The organism is Paenibacillus xylanexedens (assembly GCF_001908275.1).
In the GTDB taxonomy this organism is placed as follows: domain Bacteria; phylum Bacillota; class Bacilli; order Paenibacillales; family Paenibacillaceae; genus Paenibacillus; species Paenibacillus xylanexedens_A.
On the sequence record NZ_CP018620.1, the window covers coordinates 5,833,173 to 5,856,581 of the forward strand.

Consider the following 23,409-nt stretch of genomic DNA (forward strand, 5'->3'; position numbering starts at 1 on the left):
TCAAGCCCAATGTTAAACACATAGAATAATGATCTTCTTCATCCTCTACTAAAAAAATAGAAAAAGATTGTATTATCTTAAAATTGTGATATGATATCGTCAAGTTAATAAACATTTAAATGAAAATATGAAAAATAATTACATTTAAATGAGACTAAACCTCTTTCTTCGCCAAATTTCAGTGTTCTAACCCATTTTATTGAAAGCGATTACAAAAAGAAACCTGACAGATTATAGCTTTTCTAATCGTACACACAGATGCAGTCTTACTTCGGGTTATAGCCACTCCCTTGTCGCCGTGACCAGTTACACGGTGCACAGGTGGCCGTCTGGCTTAAACCATATATAACAACATGAAGATTTAACCTAACAGCCAACCTAACCATTATTTCAAAAAGGGGGTGACATGAGGGACAACTCTTCATTTTTTCGGCATTTCTTCATCTCAGCTATTCTGACTTTCGGTTCACCACTAATCCAATTTCATGGAGGCGAAACGTATGATCCGTAAACCGCTAGTTTTGTTGTTGTCGTGTCTGCTAATCTTTGTCACCCTGCCCGTTGAATCGAGCCATGCAGCCAATGCAGCCGTTGCCAAACTTCCTGGAAACTCTAATCCCCTCATCGATCATAAACTGGGAGCCGATCCTTATGTGCTCGTCCATAACAATCGGGTCTATGTCTACATGACAGGTGATGCATATCTGTACAACAGTGACGGCTCTGTCCGAGAGAACCAGTACAGCACGATCGGGAAAATTAACGTCATCTCTTCAGCTGACATGGTGAACTGGACAGACCATGGTTCCATCCCGGTAGCGGGTGCGAATAATGCCAATAATGGACAAGGAATTGCCAAATGGGCTACCCAGTCCTGGGCTCCTGCCATGGCGAAGAAAACCATTGCTGGCAAAGAAAAATTTTTCCTCTATTTTGCCAACTCAGGCGGAGGTATTGGGGTACTCACAGCAGATTCTCCCATCGGTCCTTGGTCCGACCCAATCGGACGTGCCCTCCTGACACACGGAACACCAGGTATGTCCGGTGTAACCTGGCTCTTTGATCCGGCTGTACTTGTCGATGATGATGGCTCTGCCTATTTGTATGCTGGCGGCGGCATTCCGAACGATACCAACGCTGCTTCCATTGCCAATCCCAAAACAGCTCGGGTCATTCGTCTCGGTGCCGACATGACCAGTGTGGTGGGCAGTGCTGTGACTATTGATTCTCCTTATATGTTCGAAGATTCTGGCATCCACAAGTATAACGGCAAATATTATTACTCCTACTGCATCAACTTCGCGGGAACACACCCCACTGCATATCCGAAAGGTGAGATCGGATACATGGTCAGCGACAGCCCGATGGGGCCTTTCACGTATAAAGGACACTTTCTGAAAAATCCTGGTACGTTCTTCGGTGTAGGCGGCAATAACCACCATGCCGTGTTCCAGTTCAACAACGCATGGTATGTGGCGTACCATGCACAAACGGTGAGTAAGGCATTCCTCGGTGATGGTAAAGGGTACCGTTCCACACATATCAACAAGCTGACACATAATGCGGATGGAACAATCCAGGAAGTTCAGGGGAATATGACAGGTGTACCTCAGACCACTAACCTCAACCCGTATGTCCGCGTGGAAGCCGAAACCATTGGCTGGCAAGCAGGAATTAACACTGAACCGAGTCAAGCGAGCGGTGGACCTGTAGCCAATCAGAATGTCACTAATATTCATAACGGGGATTGGATCGCGGTCGGCAATGTTGATTTTGGCTCAGCTGGAGCCTCCAAATTCAAGGCTAATGTCGCTTCTACCGGAAATGGCAACATCGAGGTTCGACTGGACAGTCCGACAGGCCCACTAGTTGGAACACTTAACGTAAGTTCAACTGGCGGTTCGCAAACTTGGCGCGAGATGGAGACCAATGTAACCAACGCTACAGGGGTACATCGTTTGTATCTGGTGTTTACAGGCTCGGGCAATGGAAATCTGTTCAAACTGGACTACTGGCAGTTCACATCCGGTTCGGGCGGTAACCCCAATCCTAACCCGTCCGTTACTCGAATCGAAACGGAAAACATGACGCTTGGCGGTCAATACGCTGGCGTAGTCAGTTCCCCTTTTAATGGAGTCGCTCTTTACGGGAACAATGATTATGCAGCCTACAATCAATATTATGCTTTCCCGACCCATAATTTTTCTGTCCGCGGTGCTTCCAACAACAATAATACTGCACGTGTCGATCTTGTCATCGGGGGTGTAACTGCAGGTTCATTCTACTTTACCGGAACACAACCGACCGTACAGACCCTCTCGAACATTACACATGCTACAGGCGATCAGGAAGTTAAACTAGTCGTAACAACGGATAATGGCACATGGGATGCCTATATTGATTACCTTGAACATTCGCAATAATTCTAGAGACATGATCGTTCGGGAGGATAGAATATGTGGAAAAAAATGAGTACTCTTCTGCTCGCTCTTCCTTTGCTTATAGCATCACTCCCTCTGACAAGTCCATCTGCTTCCGCAGCAACGTTCAGCAATCCGGTAATTTACGCGGATGTTCCTGACAGTGATGTCATTCGGGTGGGCAATGCATTTTATATGACAAGCACAACGATGCATATGAATCCGGGAGTACCCGTCATGAAGTCTTATGATCTGGTCAACTGGAGCATCGTAAACTATGTATACGATACGCTTGGAAACGGGGATATACAGAATCTGAACAATGGACAAAACGAGTATGGGCGTGGTTCCTGGGCGAGCAGCTTGCGGTACAACAACGGTATATATTATGTGGCCTTTGGCTCGCTTTCTACGGGCAAGACGTATATTTACCAAACCAGCAATATTGAAACAGGGCCATGGACACCTTACACATTGAATAGTTATTACCATGACCCCTCCCTTTTGTTTGACGGGAATCGAACCTTTCTTGTTCATGGCAGTGATAACATCAGTATTGTTGAGCTAACACCTGATGCCAAGTCCGTCAAGTCTGGCGGTCTCAATCAGGTCCTGATTCCAAACGCAAGCAGTGTTGCCGGCTCCAACATGATTGTAAAGGCAGAAGGAGCACACATTCAGAAGATCAATGGTATGTACTATGTATTCCTGATTGCCTGGCCTTCGGGTGATGGTCGCATTCAGCTTGCCTATCGTGCAAACACATTGACAGGTCCATACACAGGTAAAGTTGTACTCAGAGACTCGGGAATCGCCCAAGGAGGCATCGTGGATACCGCATCCGGCGCTTGGTACGGCTTGCTGTTTCGTGATAGCGGGGCCATTGGACGCATCCCCTATCTCGTTCCTGTGACGTGGTCGGATAACTGGCCTGTGTTTGGGGTGAACGGCAAGGTTCCCCTTAACATGAATATGCCTGTTGAAGGTCAGCCTGCTGCCAAAATCTACGGGTCTGATGAGTTCAACGCAACCACATCAGGCACACCCTCAGTAACGCAACTGTTAGTGAACGGCGGCTTTGAGGAAAGTAACATTCAGCCGTGGACCAGCAACAATACGGCAACCATCAACTTAACGAATGCCGAAGCGTTCAGCGGTACAAAAAGCCTGCTCGTCAGCGGCAGACAGCAGACAGCAGGCGGAGCCAAACAGATGGTTACAGGCAAGCTGGTACCGGGAGGAACATACTCTTTTACGGCAAAGATCAAATACACTACTGGTCCTGCAACCAAATCGTTCAATCTTAGCATCCAGAACGGTGCAAGTTATACCGGAATTACCATTATGGGCAGTGCGACGTTAACCCGCGGACAGTGGGGTACCATTCAAGGTACGTATACCGTTCCGTCGAATGCAGACCTGTCCCAAAGCTTTATTTTTGTGGAAACACCGTATAACTCGAATCCGGACCCGACCAATGATTTGATGGCGTTTTATGTGGATGACGTCTCCCTGACGAGCAATTCATCTTCCGGTACATCCAGTCTCGCTACTTTCTGGCAGTGGAATCATAACCCTGATGCTGCCAACTGGTCCCTGCTCCAGCGGCCCGGTTTCATGCGGTTAACCGCAGGCAAAATCAGCAAAAACCTGTTAGAAGCCCGCAACACGCTGACACAACGAACCTTTGGTCCAAAAAGCACAGGGATGACCGCTTTGGATACAGCCGGCATGAAGGATGGTGATTATGCTGGACTCGCGGCTTTTCAGGCCAAATATGGTTTTGTCGGCGTTAAAATGACAGGCAGCAACAAATCCATTATTATGACTAATGCCAGTTCCGGCACCATGACCGAAGTAGCAACTGTGCCATTAAACCAGAACAGAATCTATCTCCGCGTCATCTGTGATTTTACGAACCAGACCGACAAAGCCTACTTTGCTTATAGCCTGAATGGCAGCAACTGGACAACCATTGGCAATACACTTCAAATGTCTTACACCCTGCCACACTTTATGGGATACCGGTTTGCACTATTCAATTATGCAACGAAGTCTACCGGAGGATATGCAGATTTCGATTATTTCCGCGTAGAATAAATGTAGTTTTATTCGGTTATTAATTTTTCACTTATTGATCAGGACCTGGACTTCACCATGTGTGGAGCCAGGTCTTTTTCAGTACATTTTTTATGAAGAGAGTCACCTTTTATCCTCAAAAATCCCGAATCTTGATAAGGATGAAGCATACCTCATGTAAACTTCATGTTCCATATATCACCTCTATAGTAAGATATAGATTAATGTAAATATTATTAATTTCTAATCGATAAGGAGGGCTTTATTTGAAAAATATAATTGTCTTTGGTGCAAGCAAGGGATTGGGCGATGCATTTGTCAGAGGTGTGCCACAATCCGGTGATAAGGTCTGGGTGGTCTCCCGCAGCAAGCCGGAAAGTCTGTCCGTGGAGGATGGCGTCGAGCGAATATGGATTCAGGCTGATCTTTCCGAGCTTCGGGCCGCAGAGCAAGTTGCCAGCCAACTTCAAGGCGAGACGTTGGATGTGCTTATTTATAACGTGGGGATCTGGGAAAAGGAAGGATTTGAAGAGCATTACACGTTTGATAAGGATGAACCCGCAGATATCAGTCAGCTGATCCATGTGAATGTGACTTCTACAATTGTATGTATACAGGCTTTACTGCCTCAGCTCCGCCAGTCTGAAGCAGGGAAGATTATCCTGATTGGTTCAACAGCCGGTTTGAGCAATGCAGGCAGCAGCCAGGTTTCTTTTGTCGCCTCCAAATTTGCCATACGGGGTATTACGGAAGCTCTAAGAGAACATACGAGGAATGACCGCATCGCGGTGACATGCATCAACCCGGGAGAACTGGCGGCAGAAATTCCGTATGAAGACGGGATGGAACGTGCACTGGCCGAGTATGATGGGACCCGCATTCCCCTGCAGGATATGGTCTCCATCGTTCGATGTATTATCAGCTTGTCCAAAGCGGCCTGCGTGAAAGAGATCAACATGCCCGCCTTAACGGATACGAACACCTAGATAGCAATGACATCTACACGCCTCAATCGGTCCGTTCACCGGAGTGCGCTCTGTATACACACGCTGGACAGAAGCTCGTTTACATTAATACATGCGACAAGTGTGTAATACCTATGGAATTCAGGCGTTCATGCTCAGGGATATTTTCATATAACAAATGGGATTTTCCAGCCTTGGCCAGGTGATCACGCATAGCTGCAATTCGTCCTTTGTTAACATCAATAAAACGAAAATCGATTTGACGCAAGTGCTCCATCCCGGTCAGTCCAGCAAACGAATCCGCCTTGAGCGCCGTATTCATCTCTTTCAGTTCAATAGACTCCAAAGCACGGGCTATCCATAGATGTTTGGTATCCCGTAACGATTTCATATAGTCCAGTTCGAGCTGTCTGAGAGAGGTCATATGGGAAAAGTCGCATAACTGCTCCAGCTTGGGCAAGGACAGATGCAGATATTCCAGCCCGCGCATCTGTTCGAGTCCCTGAATACTCGTCAGTTTGCGAACAGAGCTGAGCTTCAACATTGAGATGGTCGACTGTGTCAATGCGTCCAGTCCCCCTTTTAACTCACAGTGATCCAGGGACAGATACTGAAGCATGGGCAGTTCAGCCAACACATCAACACTTTCGACCGTGCAGTTCAGAATGAGCGTATGCAGTTGAAGACATGCCGCAATGGAAGCAAATCCGTTGAATTTGCCACGCAGTTCAAGAAAGGTCAATCGTTTGTAGTGTTTAATAAAATCGAGCCCGGTCGCCTTTGCAGGTGAATTCAATCTTAGAAACTGCAGTTGCTCCATCGCACCCAGAATCGTCAAATCCTGTGCCTGCGAAAGATCAAGCTGCAAGGCAGACACATGTTTCAACTGTGCCAGTCGCCCCAAAAATCCGGATGAATATACCCCTTTAGGGTCCTTATGTGATATGTGTAGGATCAGATCCGGCCGGGCAAAGAACACTTTGGCATCGAGCTCGGCAAGGTCCTCGTATGTATCCGCGTCAACGCGAAAATGAACCGTTGCTCTGCGGCGCAACAGATGCACCGCCTGGTGCATCTTTTCGGCATTCCATGGAACCCCCTGTATTGAAGCATGCCATAACTCACTCACAGATAATCCCCCTTTTCCATCCATAGTTCCAATTCATTCCATTATAAACAAGATCGTCTGGATGAACCACTACCGATCCCCGTTTTTCATTCCTTTCTTCTTTTTCATCCCTCCCCTTTCATCCTTCTCATACTCATGTCTTTCCTTCCCGTTGCTTTCAGGATTATTCGACAGAAATCTACATAAAACTATAGATCATGCCGACAAATAACTTAGACGTTTTGAGCTTTTTATTAATCATCTGGGGAGATGGAATATGTCGAACATGTTGAACAAGTGGGGGAAAACGGGAGCACGGACATCCAGTATGGCAAATACGTTGTCCATTGTGCTGCTGGTCATTATCGTAGTTGTCTTTGCCGTGCTGGGAACATTTATGTTTGCAAGTACACGAAACATTCTGGTGAAACAGCAGGAATCCATGCTCCAGACCAAAACACAAGCCATTGTTAGTGAATTTGATGCACTATTCAAGGAAAAAGGTGCGCTGGTCAAGCAAATGTCCACTAATACATTATTTCAGCAATACATAGAAACAACAGCATCTGCTGCGGATGCGGCAAGTTCTAGCTACGCTGCGCAAACACAGGCGACACTGGCCGCTATCGTTAAGGCAGAGCCTTCCTTCGCCGATGCCTGGGTCGCGGGCCTGGATGGAAAAGGCTTTTGGATTCAAAATGATGGTGTGGTATCTGCACCGGACTTTGATATCCAGTCGCGTCCATACTACAAGCCGGTCACCGACGCAGACGGACTTTATTTCTCCGATCCGTACATTGATATTGCAGCAGGCGATGTACTCATGGGTATCTTTTATCCGATCAAAGACGAAAACAACAACACGATCGGCTTTGCCGCAGCGGATATTGCATTCAAGGATATTCCAGCGATTATGGAGAGTTATTCCCTTGGAAGCACGGGCTATTCCATGTTGCTGTCCAAGAGCGGGGAAATTCTGTACCATCCGGATCAAGAAAAGGTATTGAAGGAGAACATCCTGAACAGTACGGGGGACATGGGGGACATCGGCAAGAAAATGCTTGCCGGTGAAAACGGCGTACAGCTTATGAATGACAATGGGGAACGTCGATATATCGGCTACGCTACCAGCAAAGATACGGGATGGTCCGTTGGTCTGACCATATCCGAAGAAGAAGTTCTCGCGGAATTAAAAACATTCACGTGGATTACACTTGGCGGTTTTGCTGCAGCCACCCTTCTGCTTGTGATTATCTGTTACATTACCCTTCGCCGTCTGTTACGCTCCATACCACAGCTGCTGGCTAAAATTAAACAGATTGAACAAGGTGACCTGACGGTCAAACTGGATATCAAATCTAATAATGAAATTGGACAGATCGCCACAGGTTTGAATTCCATGGTGCAGAAAATTCAGGGCATGCTGCAAATGGTCGGCAGCTCAGCGCAAATCCTGAACCAGTCGTCGAATGATCTGCAAGCCATCTCCTCACGAACGGCTGTGACCATGAATGACACATCAACAGCCATCAACGAGATTGCCAATGCAACGAATTATCAGTCCATCGAAACGGAAAATATTTTACGCAAAACAGGCTCGTTATCCAGCCAAATTGATGAAATTGCTACCGATGCGCAGGCTATGGGAACGGTCGTGCAGACATCTGCTGATCAGAGCAGCCAAGGACTTGCGGTCGTGGAACAATTATCGAAATGGTCCGAGGAAAACCACCAGTCTACCCAAGCAATGTCCTCTATTATCCAGGAGATTGACCTGAGTCGGAATGAAATATCCAGTTTTGTGGATACAGTCAAACAGATTGCCTCTCAAACGAACCTACTCGCCCTGAATGCCTCTATTGAGGCTGCACGAGCTGGCGAACATGGAAGAGGATTTGCCGTCGTTGCCGAAGAGGTCCGCAAACTTGCAGAACAGACGGCTCAGGCAACAGAGGAAATCAACAAAAAGGTGAATGTTATTGAAGAGAAAACAACCCTGTCTGTTGAACATACCATACGCGGTATGAAGATTGCGGAGGAGAATGCCAAATCCGTAGAAGATACCAAACATGTTTTCTTCAGTATTAACAAAGACCTGAAAGATCTACAGCAACGTATGATGCAGATTACCACTAATACCGCCAATGTACACAAACACAAAGATGAGATATTCCAGGCACTGGAGATTATCTCATCCACCACAGAGGAGAACTCGGCATCGACGGAAGAAGTAAGCGCCAGCACGCAGGATCAGCTGGATAGTATCGAACAGGTAGCGGATCTGTCGAAACAGTTGAACCAGCTATCTGGCAAACTGCAAGACGAACTAAGCCAGTTTAAAGTAGTGTCATGATCCACAAGCTTTCCCCTGCTCTTCTCTTTTAGTCGCTGTCCATTTATTATTAATGAATATGCGTACGAAGAGGATTGGAGGCTGAATCATCATCATGAACTTTGCCAAACGAATGGATCATTTCAACGAAGGAATTTTCACCCGGTTGCTGGAGATCAAACGCCGCAGACTGGAGAACGGGCAGCCCGTTATTGATCTCAGTGTGGGTACGCCGAATATCCCACCTGCGCAGCATATTATAACTGCACTATGCGAGGCCGCTGCTGATCCGGCTAATTATATATATGCTGTGAATGATCAGAGTGAGTTGTTGCAAGCTACAAGCGATTGGTACAAGCAGCGCTATCAGGTCGAGTTAGACCCGGCAACACAGATCTGTTCCTTGCTCGGTTCACAGGAAGGACTGGCACATATATCCCTCTCCATTGTCGATGAAGGTGATCTGGTGCTGGTCCCTGACCCCTGCTATCCCGTCTTCGCGGATGGACCGTTATTGGCAGGTGCAGAACTGTATTATATGCCACAAAAAGAAGAAAACGGGTATGTTATTCAGCTTCGGGATATACCGGAAGATATCGCTCATCGAGCAAAATTCATGCTGGTCTCCTATCCCAACAATCCGACAACTGCGATGGCACCGGATCAGTTCTATCTTGACCTGATTGCCTTTGCGAAGAAGTATGATATTATCGTGCTCCACGATAACGCGTACAGCGAGCTCGTATTTGACGGAAAGTCATGTGGAAGCTTCCTCGCATTCCCTGGCGCCATGGACGTCGGTGTGGAATTCAATTCCCTGTCAAAAACGTACGGACTGGCAGGAGCTCGAATCGGCTTCTGTGTGGGCAATACAACCATGGTCTCCATGCTGAAAAAGCTAAAATCCAATATGGATTACGGGATGTTCCTTCCGATCCAAAAAGCAGCAATTGCCGCCATTACCGGTGATCAATCCGAGGTTGAACGGGTCAGAGCAATCTATGAACAGCGCAGAGACATCCTCTGTGAAGGCTTCAGCAGTCTGGGTTGGCCGATTGACAAACCTGAAGCAACGATGTTCGTCTGGAGCCGGATTCCAGCGCACTACGACAGCTCGGAGCAATTTGCCATGGATCTGGTTACACATGCAGGAGTCATCGCAACCCCAGGCAGTGCCTTTGGTCCTTCAGGCGAAGGTTACGTTCGATTCGCGCTTGTTCAGGATAATGAAATATTGCAACAAGCGGTACAATCAGTTGATGACAGCGGGATTCTGAAATCCAGCTAACGGGAGTACGATTCGAATGTGCTCAAGCAAAAATCCCCTCAAGGTCCATAGAGAGTAAGAGTTTCACGTTTGATAATGTGGTCTCTACTTCTTGTAGACGTGAGGGGATTTTGTCATTTGGTGCGGGAGTAGACATTCATTGGGTGATTTAAGATTGCGGCTGAATGGTGCCAAGTTACAGCAAAAAGCCTGCTCGGAGAGCAGGCTTTTTGTTTGAACTTTTTATACAGACTTGCGCCAGTTAGAACGATACATCAGATACAGGAAGTACGGTGTTCCGATGATCGCAATGAGTATGCCTGATGGAATCTCTGTCGGTGCCATGACGGTTCTGCCGATTGTATCGGCGAGCACCAGCATGACTGCACCCGCTAATGCGGATAAAAACATCGAACGTCTTAACTTATTCCCCGTCAGTAGCCGTACCATATGTGGTGCAATCAGGCCGATAAAACCAACGGTTCCTACACAAGCAACCGCACCTGCTGCAAGTAATACACCCACTGTCATGGCCAATAATCGTGTACGACGTACTCCTAGACCAAGCCCGGATGCACTGTTGTCGTCAAATACCAGCAGTTCGAATCTGCGTGCCAGCCACCAAGCCACCGGTACCAAAATAACTAAAAATAATCCGATAACCCTCACCTGTTCCCAGGTACGAGCATAGGTGCTTCCTGTCAGCCAGATATATCCGCTACTACCGTATACCGCACCACGGACAATCAGAATCTGAATACCTGCTCCAGCAATGGCAGACATTGCAATCCCCAGCAACACAACCGCCGAAGGGTTCAGTCCTTTCTTCCAGGCGAGGGAGAACACCACCACTGCAGCAATGGCTGCACCGATGATTGCCGCAATTGGCAGCAAGTATATCGGAAGACCCGGCCATAAGATGATGACCATCATCGCTCCAAGCCCTGCACCTGAGGAAACACCAACAATTGAAGCATCTGCCAGCGGGTTACGTACCGCCATCTGAATGAGCACACCACTGATTGCCAGTGCGGCTCCTGCACCTGCGGCAACAAGTGTACGCGGAATCCGAAGCTGAATCAGCGCGGAGAACAGTCCATCCGATTGGAACAGACTTGGTAACCAATCGGCCAGCGGAATTCGCATACCGCCAAACATCGTACTGAGCAAGATAAGCACGACCGTTATGACTGAGAATAATACAGCCATCGGGCCAAATGCAAAGCGACGCGCAGCTCCTCCTGTGCTCATTGAAGTTGACATGCCTGATCCGTTTGCAGCCTTCATGCGTGTAAGAACAAGCCAGATGAGCCACGGTGCACCAATGATCGCCATAACGGCACCCGTTGGCAGTTCCATGCTGGAGTTATGCACCATCTTGGCGAGGACATCTGCTCCAACCAGGAGCGCTGCGCCCCATATGAACACACCGGGTAAAAGTAATCGATTAGAACGTACACCACTCAATCGAACCAGATGAGGTGCAACCAGTCCCACGAAGCCAATCGGTCCGATTACACTGACAATCACAGCGGCCAGCAATACAGCAAGAATTAACCCTACTGCACGAGCCAATGTAACCTTTTGTCCCAAGGAAGAAGCCGTTGATTCATCCAACTCCAGCATATCCCACTGTCTGGACAGGATTAACGCGAGAAGGGTAATACCAACCACCCAAGGCAAAGCATAAAACACTCCACTCCAGTCATTCTGGACAAGTGTTCCGGAACCCCAAAGGAACAACCCTTGTGTCTCCATGGAGAAAAAAATATGTAATGCACTCGTAAATGAACCAAGCACCATCGATACAATCATACCGGACAACGCAAGTCGAACCGGGCTTGATGTTCGTCCGCCGCCCATGAAATAAGCCGCAAATGCTGCCAGCAAACCACCTAGTGCTGCGAAAATAAAAGGCGACTGACTTAATAGACCTGGAAAAGCGATAGCTCCCAGCACCACCACAAAGTACGCTCCTGCATTAATTCCCAGCGTATCTGAAGCAGCCAATGGATTACGAGTAATCGTTTGCAGCAAAGCGCCCGCAACAGCCAGTGCGCCACCCGCAAGAATACCGATCACTGTACGCGGCATGCGCAAGTCCCAAACCATATTGTGCTCTAATGAATCCTGTCTGCCTGTAAGAGCGTCCCAAACGACATGCAAAGGAATGGAAGCTTCTCCATAACACAGACTTACAAAAAAAAGCACGATGAGAGCGGTTAGACCGCCCCCATATATGCTTATTGTGCGCCAATTCATAGCTGGCTTAGATCCTTGAACCGAACTCATTTGGTAATCGCCTCGACTACCCCATCAACCAATACTTTGGAGGAGATCGGTCCACCAAATGTCCATGTTGTGCTATCGAGTTGATATGTGCGTTTTTCCTTCACAAAGTTCAGTCCGTTCCATACCGAGTTATCTTTCATGGCTGTGCCAAAGACGTCATCGTCTGGTTGTGTAATGTAAATGAAGTTACTGTCCTTCACATCGGTTAAGGACTCAATGCCTACTGTAGAGAAGCCATAGTTTTCAACTTTGTCCGGCTGCCAATCGTTAACCAGTCCGATTTTGTCCAATGTTCCAATCACAACGGAGTTATCGGTAAACATACGCAGGCTAACTGCATTTTGATATGTGAACGCTTGTGTCAGTGCAAAGTTGAAGTTTTCTTTCCCCGCAGCAGCCAGTTTTTCTTTGGCTTCTACATAGTGCTGATCGAGATTACTCAGAACTTCTTTTGCTTTGTCTTCTTTACCGAGAGCAGTTGCAATGTTATTAAAGATCTCTGTCATCTTGTCATAATCATAGCCGTCACCATCATACGGATCATATTCAATCGTTGGCGCAATCGCGTTAAGCTGATCGTAGACCGCCGTGTTATTATCTGCATTAGCAATGATGAGATCTGGCTTCAATGCAGCAATAGCTTCCAGATTTGGTTCACTGCGTGTTCCGATATCCGTTACACTGTCATCCAGTGCTGCTTCGGATGTTACCCACACTTTATAGTTAGCGTTATCTGCGTTACCTACTGGTTGAACACCCAGGGCAACGACATCTTCCGTATATGTCCATTCAAGCGTAACGACACGTTCTGCTGGCTTGTCCAGCTTAAGCTCTCCACGTTTATGCTTCACGGTAACAGGACCTGCTGTCTCTTCAGCCGGAGCACTACCCGAGTCACTACCTTGACTTGTATCTGTTGTAGTCGTGCTTTTACCACAACCCGCCAAAACCAGCACAAAGGCCAGCATAATCAACAGTCCATTCAACCCTTTTTTCATATCTCTTTTCTCCCCTGTTAATATGTATTTATATGATAACAATTATCATTATCACTATTGGATTATGCCGTAGGAATGGATTTTTGTCAATGGAAAGTACCTTATTCCCATTCTTTTATCAAATAAAAAAAGGGAAAGATAGCTCAAAAGCCATCCTTCCCTTCTATTGATTGCTGTTAACTCAACTGCATCGTAGTGATGCATGTATTATCATTTTCATATGTAGACAATTGCGTTTCTGCAACCTTTCCATCTCCAACAATACGAATCAGATAGGTTCTGTCTCTAGGCACCCAAAAATCCATAAATCCGTTCGCACCAGACTTAATTACTTCATCTTTCATAAAAGTGTTGCCTTGAGAATCGTGAATGGTAACACTGAATTCCTTATTGCTCATTTCCCCCTGACAACCGGTCAAGCTATGAATTGCACAGGGATGGGTCTGGTCCACATAGGGTGCAATGGAAAGGAAAAATTCATTTTCAGGCAAATCATATGTAATGGTTTTTTCATCTTGATCGGTGACGATTAACTGTTTGGCATTAATGGAGGCAGATTCCGGTGTCTCTTTTCCTGTGCTGATATCTTCCACCAATTTTCGGATGTTGGGCGCATTGGCTGTACCCGTCTCTTCCTTGCCCGTATTGCTTGCAAACAGATAGGTTCCGATTACAATTACAACTGCAACACTTGCAATGATCCACATTTGTTTTTTCATCTGAAGTCCATCTCCTCGTCCGTTTTCATCAAGTATAATAGAGAATAAACTATGATGGACTTAAACATCGAGAAATTCACCAGATATTCACATATATGGTTCGCTAATTTCGGGATATGCATATATGATATCTGGTCGATAAGTCTTACAGTTCATTGCGTGAGCGATAATTAATATGCCATAATCCGGTCTACCATTTCCTCGGCTTGCAGCACCGCAGACAACGGGTCGGAGAGGAAATATCTATTCCAGTCAAGGCTAATAACACGGCAGTGATCTGTCTCGATGGACTTCTGCCATGGTTTGCCTGAAGCTTGATCAAATCCGTGTCTTGGACCATTATCCAACACCAACAGGTAGTCCTCCAGGTACCCACCTACCGCACTCCGCGCAATATCCAGGTATTCCAGGCCCGGCTCCAATAGTTCCTGGCGAACCTTGCCTGCTGGCTTCAAGTTCAGTAACCCGTAGGCTGCCTTACCTCCACGAGTTCCCGTATTTCCCACAAGGATAATATGTTCTCCCCAGTTCGGATCAATGACGGTAAATGTCTTCTCTGCGGAGACCTTGCCCGGGATCGTTTGCTGCAAAGTATGTACTCTCCGCCCGTATTCCTTAATCCATGTTTCGGCTTCCGTCTGGCGATTCAGAATACGTCCCATCTCTCGAATTTCCTCCGCGACAGAGCCGTAACCAGTCCCTCCATAGACCACCGTTGGTGCAATTCTGGCATAGGAAGCGTAAGCAGCACGATTCCAGGTGATAATCAGATCTGGCTCCAGTTCAAGCACTTTTTCGAGTGAGATAAAATTATGATTGCCGATATCCTGTACTTGATCATTGATATAAGGCTCCAGCATTTGGTTACTTTCAATGAGTGAATGCGGCGCTCCGAGAGGCGTCACTCCCAATGCCAGCACTTCTCCCAAATTCCAGTCCACGACAACACGGCTAGGCTTGATCGGTATCGTAATCTCGCCCATGCTTGTGGCAAGTTTTCGAGTTCTGGCTCTTGGTACCGCGGGCGCTGGGGGTTTCCTCACTTGGACTCCTTGTAGATCTATAATCTTCTGTTTTGGCTGGTTTTTGTCGGCTTCAACTATAGGTACCGTTCGTTCGCTCCATCCCGAATAATGACTTTCCAGAGCGGCATGTGGTTGGGAAGTTTGCAGGGCTACATCTGGAGCACTGCACTCTCGACGCTTTCTGTAAAACTCAGGAGATACACCATAATGTTTCTTGAAATAACGACTTAGCGTGTAGCCGTTCTCATAGCCTACTCTCTCCGCGATTTCTTGTAAGGTCCCATTCGTGCTCACCAGTAGTTTTAATGCCTGTTCCATCCGAATCTGTGACAGCACACGGCTGGGACTCGTATTTAATTGAAGCTGAAACAATTGGTTCAGATACCTTGGACTACAATTCAGCATTTCAGCTACCTGTTCTATCTTGAGTGGTTCCACGTAGTGACGTTTCATATAATGCACCGCCTGATCTACCCGATCCAGCTTAGCATCGTTAAACCTCTGCTCCTGCATTTGTTTCAGCATCTCGGCGAGCCATTGGTAGAACAACGCCTTGGTTTGAATCCGGCCTGCTGACTGTAGTTCATTCCATTGTCTGTATATCAACTGCATAATCTCAATTAATGGCAATGGACACGCTGGTTCAAAACCAAAACTGAATTGCAGAGACTCCACCCCAGTATATGTTTGGGATCTTTCAGCATTTGGCTTCTCTGACTCTGGTGACGAATAAGACAACATATGTATTTCCATCGGCTTCTTAGCCAGACAATCCAGGCGCGTTCCTTTGGAGGCGTGCAGAATATATGTCCCTTTAATGTGATGCATCGCCTGACCAAGCCAGATCTGCCCCTTGCCATCCGTTATTAATAAAAAAGCATTCGAGGGAAGCGTCCACGTATTAGGATCTTCACTGATGTTAACAGTAATGATTCGAATATCCAGTAATCGGATTGTTATATGCTCCCATAATGCCCCGTATTCTTCTATGTTCATCGTCATGGACCTTTCTTTGTGTTTCCTCGTTACTACATCCAAAGCTTCGCCTCATCATATATGATAACTATTCTCAATTCAACCTGTCGATCTGTTCTGAAATGGTTATGCTTCCGCTTCCGAATTGGTTATTGTGCAATCGTTAGATTGTCTCTAGAGTTATATTGAATGAAAATCATTATCAATTAGAAAGAGGGTTCGTCATGTTGTTTAAGAAAGCTTGGTATCGTATCACCCTGCCTGTTTTGCTGATCATGGCCGTATTCATTAGTGGTTGTACCCAGAAAGAGACCGTGAAACCTAGGGCGACAGAAACAGGAAACACCGCACCGCAAACAAGAACACTCTCCACGATGATGGGAGACGTTACAGTCCCCCTCAACCCGGAGCGGGTTGTCGTTGATTGGAATATAGGACATGTTCTGGCTGTCGGCGTAACACCAGTTGGTGTGCCGAGTAGCCTGCTGGATTATGGAGTATTCCTGCGTGACAAACTTGTGGATAGCGCGGATTTGGGTAACCACAGTGAGGTTTCACTTGAGAAAATGGTAGAGTTGGAACCGGACCTGATTATCACATGGGGCCAGGAGAAATTTCAGACCTATTCCAAAATCGCTCCGACTGTCGTATTCGTACCCGATCAGTATGATTCCATGGAAGCAGAAGTGACAGCCATGGGCGAGATTCTGAACCGCAAAGCAGAAGCCATAACTTGGAACGAATCGTTTAAACAACGGATCGCAGCAGCTCAGGCCAAAATCAAAGATGTGATTCCGGACGGTGCCACATTCACCGTTGCCGATTTTAACTTTTTGAAGAACCCAGCCATTATCGGCAACAGCGCCAATCGTGGTGGAAGAGCAGCCTATGAATTGCTTGGACTAAATCCGGCACCCAAGGTAAAATCAGATCTTCTGGACCAAGGCAAAGAAAATCTGGAAGCTAGCACGGAAGTCTTTGGAGAGTATGTAGGTGATTACCTGCTGATGATGGTTACAGAAGGCTCGAAAGATCACTCTCTGTTGCCTAACGTCTGGGACAATCTGCCTGCGGTGCAGAACGACCATATCTACAAACTGGATATTCATAAATATTTCACATCTGATCCCTACACCTCCATTCTACAAGCCGAAGAGATCGCAGATCGACTCGCAAGTGGACAGACTGAGCTGAATTAGAACAAGTCTTAAATCTAGTGAGACCCGAAACCGAACCTGAACGTGTCCGGAACAGGCAAGCGCACTGAATCCTGAATGTGTGAGAACGTGCCCTTCAAGTGCGAGCAAGCACTAACGAATCTGAGGCGTCTTATTCAAGGGTTTGAAGCGCATACAGAAATCTAAGGAACCTGAGACACTCTATATCAGATTAAAAGGCAGTTTTCAGTATTTTTACTAGGGAGTTTTCATTGATAACGTGTCTGGTGTTCCTTAGAATTTGAAAAGAGGTTCCGAAGGCCCATTAAGATGTCCTGAGTTCCTTAGAAAATCATCTATCCATTCGCCAAGATCGGCAGTCTGGGATTTAAGGCTCTTTATCCAGCTCGGTGTATCCTTATTGATAATAGTGACATATTCAAACCAAATAAAACAACGCCACCTGAATCGCTCTGGTGGGCGCTGTTTGTGTAAACTTTTTTTGAAGCCCGACGCAATTTCGAGTAAATCTCGACGTTGTTCGGGCTTCTTCAGATTGCCTTCCATCCGTGCAAACCTATCTACGTATTGGAGAGAGCTTTGTTTTTCTCATAGAACCGGGCATTGTGAGAAGATACACCCGCCATATCGGAAGCAGCAGGTTCCAGATACGTCTTGGCACTGTTGACTGCGAGCACCGCATCGTTAAAAGCACCTGCAATCAGCCTGACTTTGCTTCCATAGGTGATAAAATCACCCGCTCCGAAGATGCCTGGAATGTTGGTTCGCATGCGCTGATCAACGGACACACCGTAATCTTCACGCGCCAGTCCCCATTGCACGAGGTTACCGAAATCACGATCATACCCATGGCTTACTACAACTTCATCCACTTCAACATGTGTGATCTCACCGGTTTCTACATGGGCTAGCTCGACACGATCTATTTTGTCACTGGTACCGTATAAACGTGAGATGCTAAATGGCGTCATGACGCTCGCTTGAGCTTTCATCTGAGCAACTGGCGACTCGTGTCCGGTAAATCCATGACGTCTGTGTGCTACCGTGACTTCACTTGCTATTTTGCCCATTTCATTCGCCCAGTCGACTGCGGAATCGCCGCCACCCGAGATCAGAACACGCTTCCCGGCAAATCGGGACAGATCGGTTATCGTATAGTGCAGATTGGTCAGCTCATACCGATTGGCACCTTCGATATCCAGCTTTTGCACCTGAGTCATGCCTCTGCCCGCACATAACAGGATGGTACGTGTGTAATGACGCTCCCCTGTTTTGGAAATGAGTATAAATACACCATCCTCACGTCGTTCAAGCTCAGCAATTTCCTGCCCAAACACAATCGTTGGATCGAACGTTCTCGCCTGTCTCTCCAGCGATTCAATCAGCTTCTCACAGCGAATCGGATCAATCCCGCCCACATCCCAGATCAGCTTCTCCGGGTACGTACGCATGAATCCACCCAGTTCCTGCTTTGCTTCGATGATCTTGGTACGCATGGCTCTCATGCCACTATAAAAGGAGGCGTACATGCCAGCAGGTCCACCACCAACGATGGTAATATCGTAGATATCCAATTGTGTCTCCGTTGTCATTTAAGGCACCAACTTTTCAACAACATAGTCCATCAATTTTACAGATCCAATCGGACCCACACCCGATACGAATTGGCTTGTCTTCAACGGGAAGACATGATCATTTTTCACAGCCTCCAGATTCGACCACACCTGGCTTGCTTTCAGATCTTCCATGGATTTCTTCGTGTCATAACCTACGAGGGTTCTGTCTTCCAGGAAAATATAATCCGGATTCATCTCAGGCAAGAATTCCAGGGAGAACTGGCTAAACCAATCTGTAGACTCTTTGATAGCTTCAGGACTATTCAGACCCAGGATATCATAGAAGAAAACACTGCTGCTTCCTCCTTTGGGACCCATGAAACGGTAACGATTGTGCTCTACCCGGAGAACCAATACGGTCTTGTCTCCCAGGGCTGCCGCAATTTTCTCTTTCGCTTGTGAGGCTTTCTCATCAAATTCAGCCAGTACTTTGGCAGATTCTTCGGTCTTATCGAATATGGCAGCCAGCTTTGGCATAGCACGTTTCATTTCACTGTTAGCATCCAGTGCCACCGTAGGAGCGATTTTGGACAATTCATCATATACACCCTGTTCCATACCTTCGCCAGCTGCAAGGATCATATCCGGTGACAACGCAAGCAACTGCTCATAATTATATTGATATTGCTCGACTTCAATGATCTGGACTCCATGTTCTTTCAAATAATCAGGGCGGTATTCCGCTTCAACCTCCGGAGTTAACAAAACGATTTGGGGTGTAACACCCATTTCAATCAGATACTCGGCATAGATCGAATCAAACACAACCAGGTTTTGAGGATGAGTTGGAATCGTTACTTCTCCAAACTGATCCTTCACCACCTTAGTCCCACTTTCAGTCGCTGTTTCTTTTGCAGTACTCGCTGCTCCTTCAGTTGGAGCACCTGCTGTTCCAGCTGTAGCATTCTCTTCCTTGGTTCCACCGGAACATGCCGCCAGCATTACACTAATCACCAACAGCATGATGCCCAACCCTTTAAATCTTCGTGACATGATATACTTCGCCCCTTATGTATATTGATAATGATAATTATTATCAAATAGTATCAAATAAGAAGTATTGCTTCCATAGCATATCGTGCGTATTCAGTTGGACTATTGTGCTCTCTCATGAAAAGGTTCCGTAAGATTGCGAACGATCTGATTGAGAATCAGAGTGTGTCCCGTAATTCCGTGACCGTCTACCCACAGGTGAGTATCTACGTAAAATACCCGATTATTTTTCACAGCCTTGAGGTCATTCCATTGCGGACTCTCCCATAGTTTCCTCATATTCTCTTCAGCGCTGAAGTGCTGCATAATCCGCTTCTCAACAAAGAGGTAATCGGGATTGGCTTGCGTCAGCAGGTCAAGCGAACAAGGATTAAACCAGGCTGTACCTGAATCGAGTGCTTGCGGCAGTGTTAATCCAAGCTGTTCATATAACAAGTGTGATACCCCGTGTGAATGCCCACCCAGATATCGATAACCAAACGCTTCTACCCTCAGCAGCATGACTGTGGACGCGGATTGGATGATGGGTTGCAACTGTCGCTTAGCTACGCTGACTTCATGTTTCATCTGCTGATGCAGTCTATAAGCCTCATCTTCTTTAAGAAACCAGGCTGCTAATTGATCGAGCATTGGTTCTACATCTTGATGAAGTCCGGTAAGAATCGGTGCAATTGTGCGCAGCTCCCTTTTGACCTCTTCCGTCAATACGTTTCCTATCAACATCTCCGGTTGAACTTGTCGAACAAGTTCTATCTCCACCTCATACTGTGTCACCTCCAGCATCTTCACTCCATGAGCTGTAAATTGTTCACGGTGATGTGGAGACAACAGGATCGGAGTTACCACTACGGCATGGGGAATGACACCCAGATGAATCATAATTTCTGCACAGATTGGAGAAAGTGATACGATCTTGCGCTGCGTCATCGTCTGCCTATATATCTTTGGGGATACGCCAGTCAACTGTTTGAATCGTCGGCTAAAATAATGAGCATCTTCAAATCCAGTCTTTTTGGCAATATCCTGAGAGGTTGCAGCGGTTAATAACAGTTCTTCCTGTGCGCGATAGATCCGGTAGTGGGCCAGATAATCCAGAGGTGGCTTACCATATCGCTCGCTAAATTTGCGGGAATAATGCCATGGACTAATACCAGCGATCTGAGCTAGCTGTGTGCGTGTAATGACCTGATCATAATGCTGCTGCATATAGTCAATAGAGCGAAGTATAGCGTGTTCTGGCTTCAACTCGTTATCCGGCTGTTTCCGATATAGATTACTTAACAACTCATATAACAAATGCTGATTGCCAACCCTTTCTGCACTCTGATCCTGTGTATGCACTTCACTCCAATGCTGAATGATACTTGCCAGACCTCCACCGGACAGTTGCACTTTCTGATACGCCTCTCCTGATGGTAAATGCCATTCGAACTTCTCAGCTTCCCGTCGATCATGCAGCACCGAATATGTATCGAACTGAACATGCCAGCCTGCCAGATCCAGGTTGCCACCTTCAATGACCTCCATTACGGAATTCTCTTCAAGCGCAATTAATTCTCCATAGGAGACGTGAACTCGGTATCCATTTATATTCCAGATCGCTTTTCCATCAATGATAAATATCAAGGTGTGACTGAAAAAGTGATGCAGCTCGCCTTTTGTTATCCAAGCGTTGCTTAGTGTATTCGTTGACTTCCATTGAGCAATCCATTCCATGTTGTCAGACATAGGTTATCCTTTCAAAGGGATTAGTAATCCAGATTTATAGGTTTCACTATATCAAAATACATGACAACTCCATAACCAACAAGCTATGGCTTGAATAAAATGGAGGACAGCTACTGAGCATTTCATACTTGTATTATTCAGAAAAACACAACAAAAGAGCCCGCACCATTAGGTACAAGCTCTTTCTTTCTTCTTTAATGTTATTTCTTCAATACTACGTTTACGTATTACTCAATGCTAGCTTTCGGTGACCCCTGTCCCCGTCTCTGTCCTTTTCCTGCCATCCAATACGTCAGTCCACCAGAGACGCCGAAAGCAATAACCACACCAATGCATGTGTGTAACAGATTCAGGCTACCCTCTTCGATGAAGAGCGGGAGGCTGATCAAGTTCGGATTCCCCACCATAGCAAATGCCTTGACAGATAACAATCCAAAATACAGCCCACCCGCTGCTCCACCCAGCAATGCCGCATAGAAAGAGGATCTTTTTCTCATGTTGACCGCATACAATGCAGGCTCTACCACTCCAAGGAGTGCTGTTCCCGTTGCCCAGAAAGCAATTCTTCTGGAAGCTGAATCTTTCGAACGCAAAGCGTTTGCGAGCGCGGCCCCCGCTTGTCCTACAATCGCCACTAACATCGCAGGAATCACGATGGAAGAACCATTCATAACCATATCATTAATGATGATGGCAATCATCCAGTAGTGTAATCCCGTAATTAACATCAGCGAGAAGACTGCTCCCAGTAACATGACCGATACCACTGGAGCATTAGCTACTAGTGAATCCAATGCCTCCGGCAGATGTTCATCAACCCAGGTGCCAACTGGCCCAAGTATCATCAATACTAGCGGAACAAGAATCAGTAACGTCAGGAATGGAGCAACCATCCCTTTGGATAATTTTGGACTCCATCGTTCAATAGCTCTTTCCAGGTAGGCCGCTGCACAGATCGTTAGAATGACCCAGATGGCCGTAGAGTAAAAAGCAGGCTGGGACACCAGTGGCAAACCCAGGAAGTGCACCTCTTTTTCCCCCGACATCAGCATAGTCATCTCTCGATAAAACATGAGTCCGCCAATCGATGCAGCAACATAGATGTTGCTCTTCAACCGATACGCAGTGCTGATTGCTACAATACGGGCAGTACATAAAATACACTGTCTCCAATGATCCTGAAGATCGTAAAGGTCTGGCTGTCCATCAACGCAGAAGAGTCCGCAGAACTGTACGTATCCATTAACGCAATAATGGCGACTATAATTTTAATAACAGCGGCTCCGAGAATTGCAGGCATCAAGGGCCTGAACACATCGGATACAAAATGTAAGATCGAGAATCTGTTCTTCTTCGTGTGTCCTTCTTCCTGCAACGCTGTCCCTGTAGATTCCCAAGCGTCCATGCCCAGTAACGTATTGTAGATCAGGGAAGATTCATCTCTTATTACCAGATGGCACTGCTCACCTGTTACCCGAATATCTGCTACAACATCTGCGGAGGCAAGAACCAACATGTTCAATTGGGTACTGTCCTTCAGTACCAACGTCGTTGTACCCTTATCGTGTTCTACGAGCTTGATGTTCTCCTTGCCACCTGCGAGTTTCAACCAATCTTCAACCTGTGTGTCATGCATTATGTACAATCTCCTCATGTTACGGTAAACCCGTGTTTTGTGATGTGTTATGATCTAATATGCCTCTATCTATATACA

The 23,409-nt window shown here is 46.6% G+C and carries 16 protein-coding genes; 6 read left to right on the forward strand and 10 right to left on the reverse strand.

The window, feature by feature from the left end:
- Positions 1–500 precede the first annotated feature (500 nt).
- From BS614_RS25505 to BS614_RS25515, 3 genes are all read left to right on the forward strand, one after another.
- The gene (locus tag BS614_RS25505; protein WP_074095991.1) at positions 501–2,423 is read left to right on the forward strand and encodes a carbohydrate-binding protein; all 1,923 of its coding nucleotides are present in this window, start codon (positions 501–503) and stop codon (positions 2,421–2,423) included.
- 33 nt (positions 2,424–2,456) lie between these two features.
- On the forward strand, positions 2,457–4,520 hold the full coding sequence (locus BS614_RS25510; protein WP_074095992.1) for a beta-xylosidase family glycoside hydrolase: 2,064 nt from the start codon (positions 2,457–2,459) through the stop codon (positions 4,518–4,520).
- Positions 4,521–4,765: 245 nt separating this feature from the next.
- On the forward strand, positions 4,766–5,485 hold the full coding sequence (locus BS614_RS25515; RefSeq protein WP_074095993.1) for an SDR family oxidoreductase: 720 nt from the start codon (positions 4,766–4,768) through the stop codon (positions 5,483–5,485).
- Between the two features lie 79 nt (positions 5,486–5,564).
- On the opposite strand, the gene BS614_RS25520 is transcribed toward BS614_RS25515, so the two are convergent.
- Entirely contained in the window at positions 5,565–6,593 is a 1,029-nt protein-coding gene (locus BS614_RS25520; protein ID WP_074095994.1) for a leucine-rich repeat domain-containing protein, read from the reverse strand.
- Between the two features lie 256 nt (positions 6,594–6,849).
- Here BS614_RS25520 and BS614_RS25525 point away from each other — a divergent pair, with 256 nt between their 5' ends.
- On the forward strand, positions 6,850–8,925 hold the full coding sequence (locus BS614_RS25525) for a methyl-accepting chemotaxis protein (RefSeq protein ID WP_210436949.1): 2,076 nt from the start codon (positions 6,850–6,852) through the stop codon (positions 8,923–8,925).
- A 94-nt stretch (positions 8,926–9,019) separates the two neighbouring features.
- Complete coding sequence (locus tag BS614_RS25530) at positions 9,020–10,192, forward strand: aminotransferase class I/II-fold pyridoxal phosphate-dependent enzyme (protein WP_074095995.1); 1,173 nt, start codon at positions 9,020–9,022, stop codon at positions 10,190–10,192.
- 222 nt (positions 10,193–10,414) lie between these two features.
- Here the strand turns inward: BS614_RS25530 and BS614_RS25535 are convergent, their stop codons facing one another.
- The 4 genes from BS614_RS25535 to BS614_RS25550 all read right to left on the reverse strand — a co-directional run bounded on the left by BS614_RS25535 (position 10,415) and on the right by BS614_RS25550 (position 16,201).
- Positions 10,415–12,463 carry an iron ABC transporter permease gene (locus BS614_RS25535; protein WP_074095996.1) on the reverse strand — a complete coding sequence of 683 codons (2,049 nt, stop codon included), beginning with the start codon at positions 12,461–12,463 and terminating at the stop codon, positions 10,415–10,417.
- A complete protein-coding gene (locus BS614_RS25540) occupies positions 12,460–13,461 on the reverse strand; it encodes an ABC transporter substrate-binding protein (RefSeq protein WP_074095997.1) in 1,002 nt (333 codons plus the stop codon). Before BS614_RS25540 ends, BS614_RS25535 begins: the two co-directional genes overlap by 4 nt.
- Positions 13,462–13,637: 176 nt before the next feature.
- The gene (locus BS614_RS25545; RefSeq protein WP_074095998.1) at positions 13,638–14,180 is read right to left on the reverse strand and encodes a CueP family metal-binding protein; all 543 of its coding nucleotides are present in this window, start codon (positions 14,178–14,180) and stop codon (positions 13,638–13,640) included.
- A 170-nt stretch (positions 14,181–14,350) separates the two neighbouring features.
- On the reverse strand, positions 14,351–16,201 hold the full coding sequence (locus tag BS614_RS25550; protein WP_167544419.1) for an AraC family transcriptional regulator: 1,851 nt from the start codon (positions 16,199–16,201) through the stop codon (positions 14,351–14,353).
- A gap of 203 nt (positions 16,202–16,404) precedes the next feature.
- Here BS614_RS25550 and BS614_RS25555 point away from each other — a divergent pair, with 203 nt between their 5' ends.
- The gene (locus BS614_RS25555) at positions 16,405–17,379 is read left to right on the forward strand and encodes an ABC transporter substrate-binding protein (protein WP_074096000.1); all 975 of its coding nucleotides are present in this window, start codon (positions 16,405–16,407) and stop codon (positions 17,377–17,379) included.
- A gap of 539 nt (positions 17,380–17,918) precedes the next feature.
- On the opposite strand, the gene BS614_RS25565 is transcribed toward BS614_RS25555, so the two are convergent.
- The 5 genes from BS614_RS25565 to BS614_RS25585 form a co-directional block, all read right to left on the reverse strand.
- Positions 17,919–18,950 carry an NAD(P)/FAD-dependent oxidoreductase gene (locus BS614_RS25565; protein WP_074096002.1) on the reverse strand — a complete coding sequence of 344 codons (1,032 nt, stop codon included), beginning with the start codon at positions 18,948–18,950 and terminating at the stop codon, positions 17,919–17,921.
- Positions 18,951–19,967, reverse strand: a complete 1,017-nt coding sequence (locus tag BS614_RS25570; RefSeq protein ID WP_074096003.1) for an ABC transporter substrate-binding protein — start codon at positions 19,965–19,967, stop codon at positions 18,951–18,953.
- Between the two features lie 102 nt (positions 19,968–20,069).
- Positions 20,070–21,695, reverse strand: coding sequence for a helix-turn-helix domain-containing protein (locus BS614_RS25575; protein ID WP_074096004.1), 1,626 nt, complete (start codon positions 21,693–21,695; stop codon positions 20,070–20,072).
- A 227-nt stretch (positions 21,696–21,922) separates the two neighbouring features.
- A complete protein-coding gene (locus BS614_RS25580) occupies positions 21,923–22,810 on the reverse strand; it encodes a PTS sugar transporter subunit IIC (protein WP_074096005.1) in 888 nt (295 codons plus the stop codon).
- Positions 22,811–22,830: 20 nt separating this feature from the next.
- Positions 22,831–23,331 (reverse strand): PTS sugar transporter subunit IIBC family protein, encoded by a 501-nt coding sequence (locus BS614_RS25585; RefSeq protein ID WP_074096006.1) that lies wholly within the window; start codon positions 23,329–23,331, stop codon positions 22,831–22,833.
- Positions 23,332–23,409: the final 78 nt, after the last annotated feature.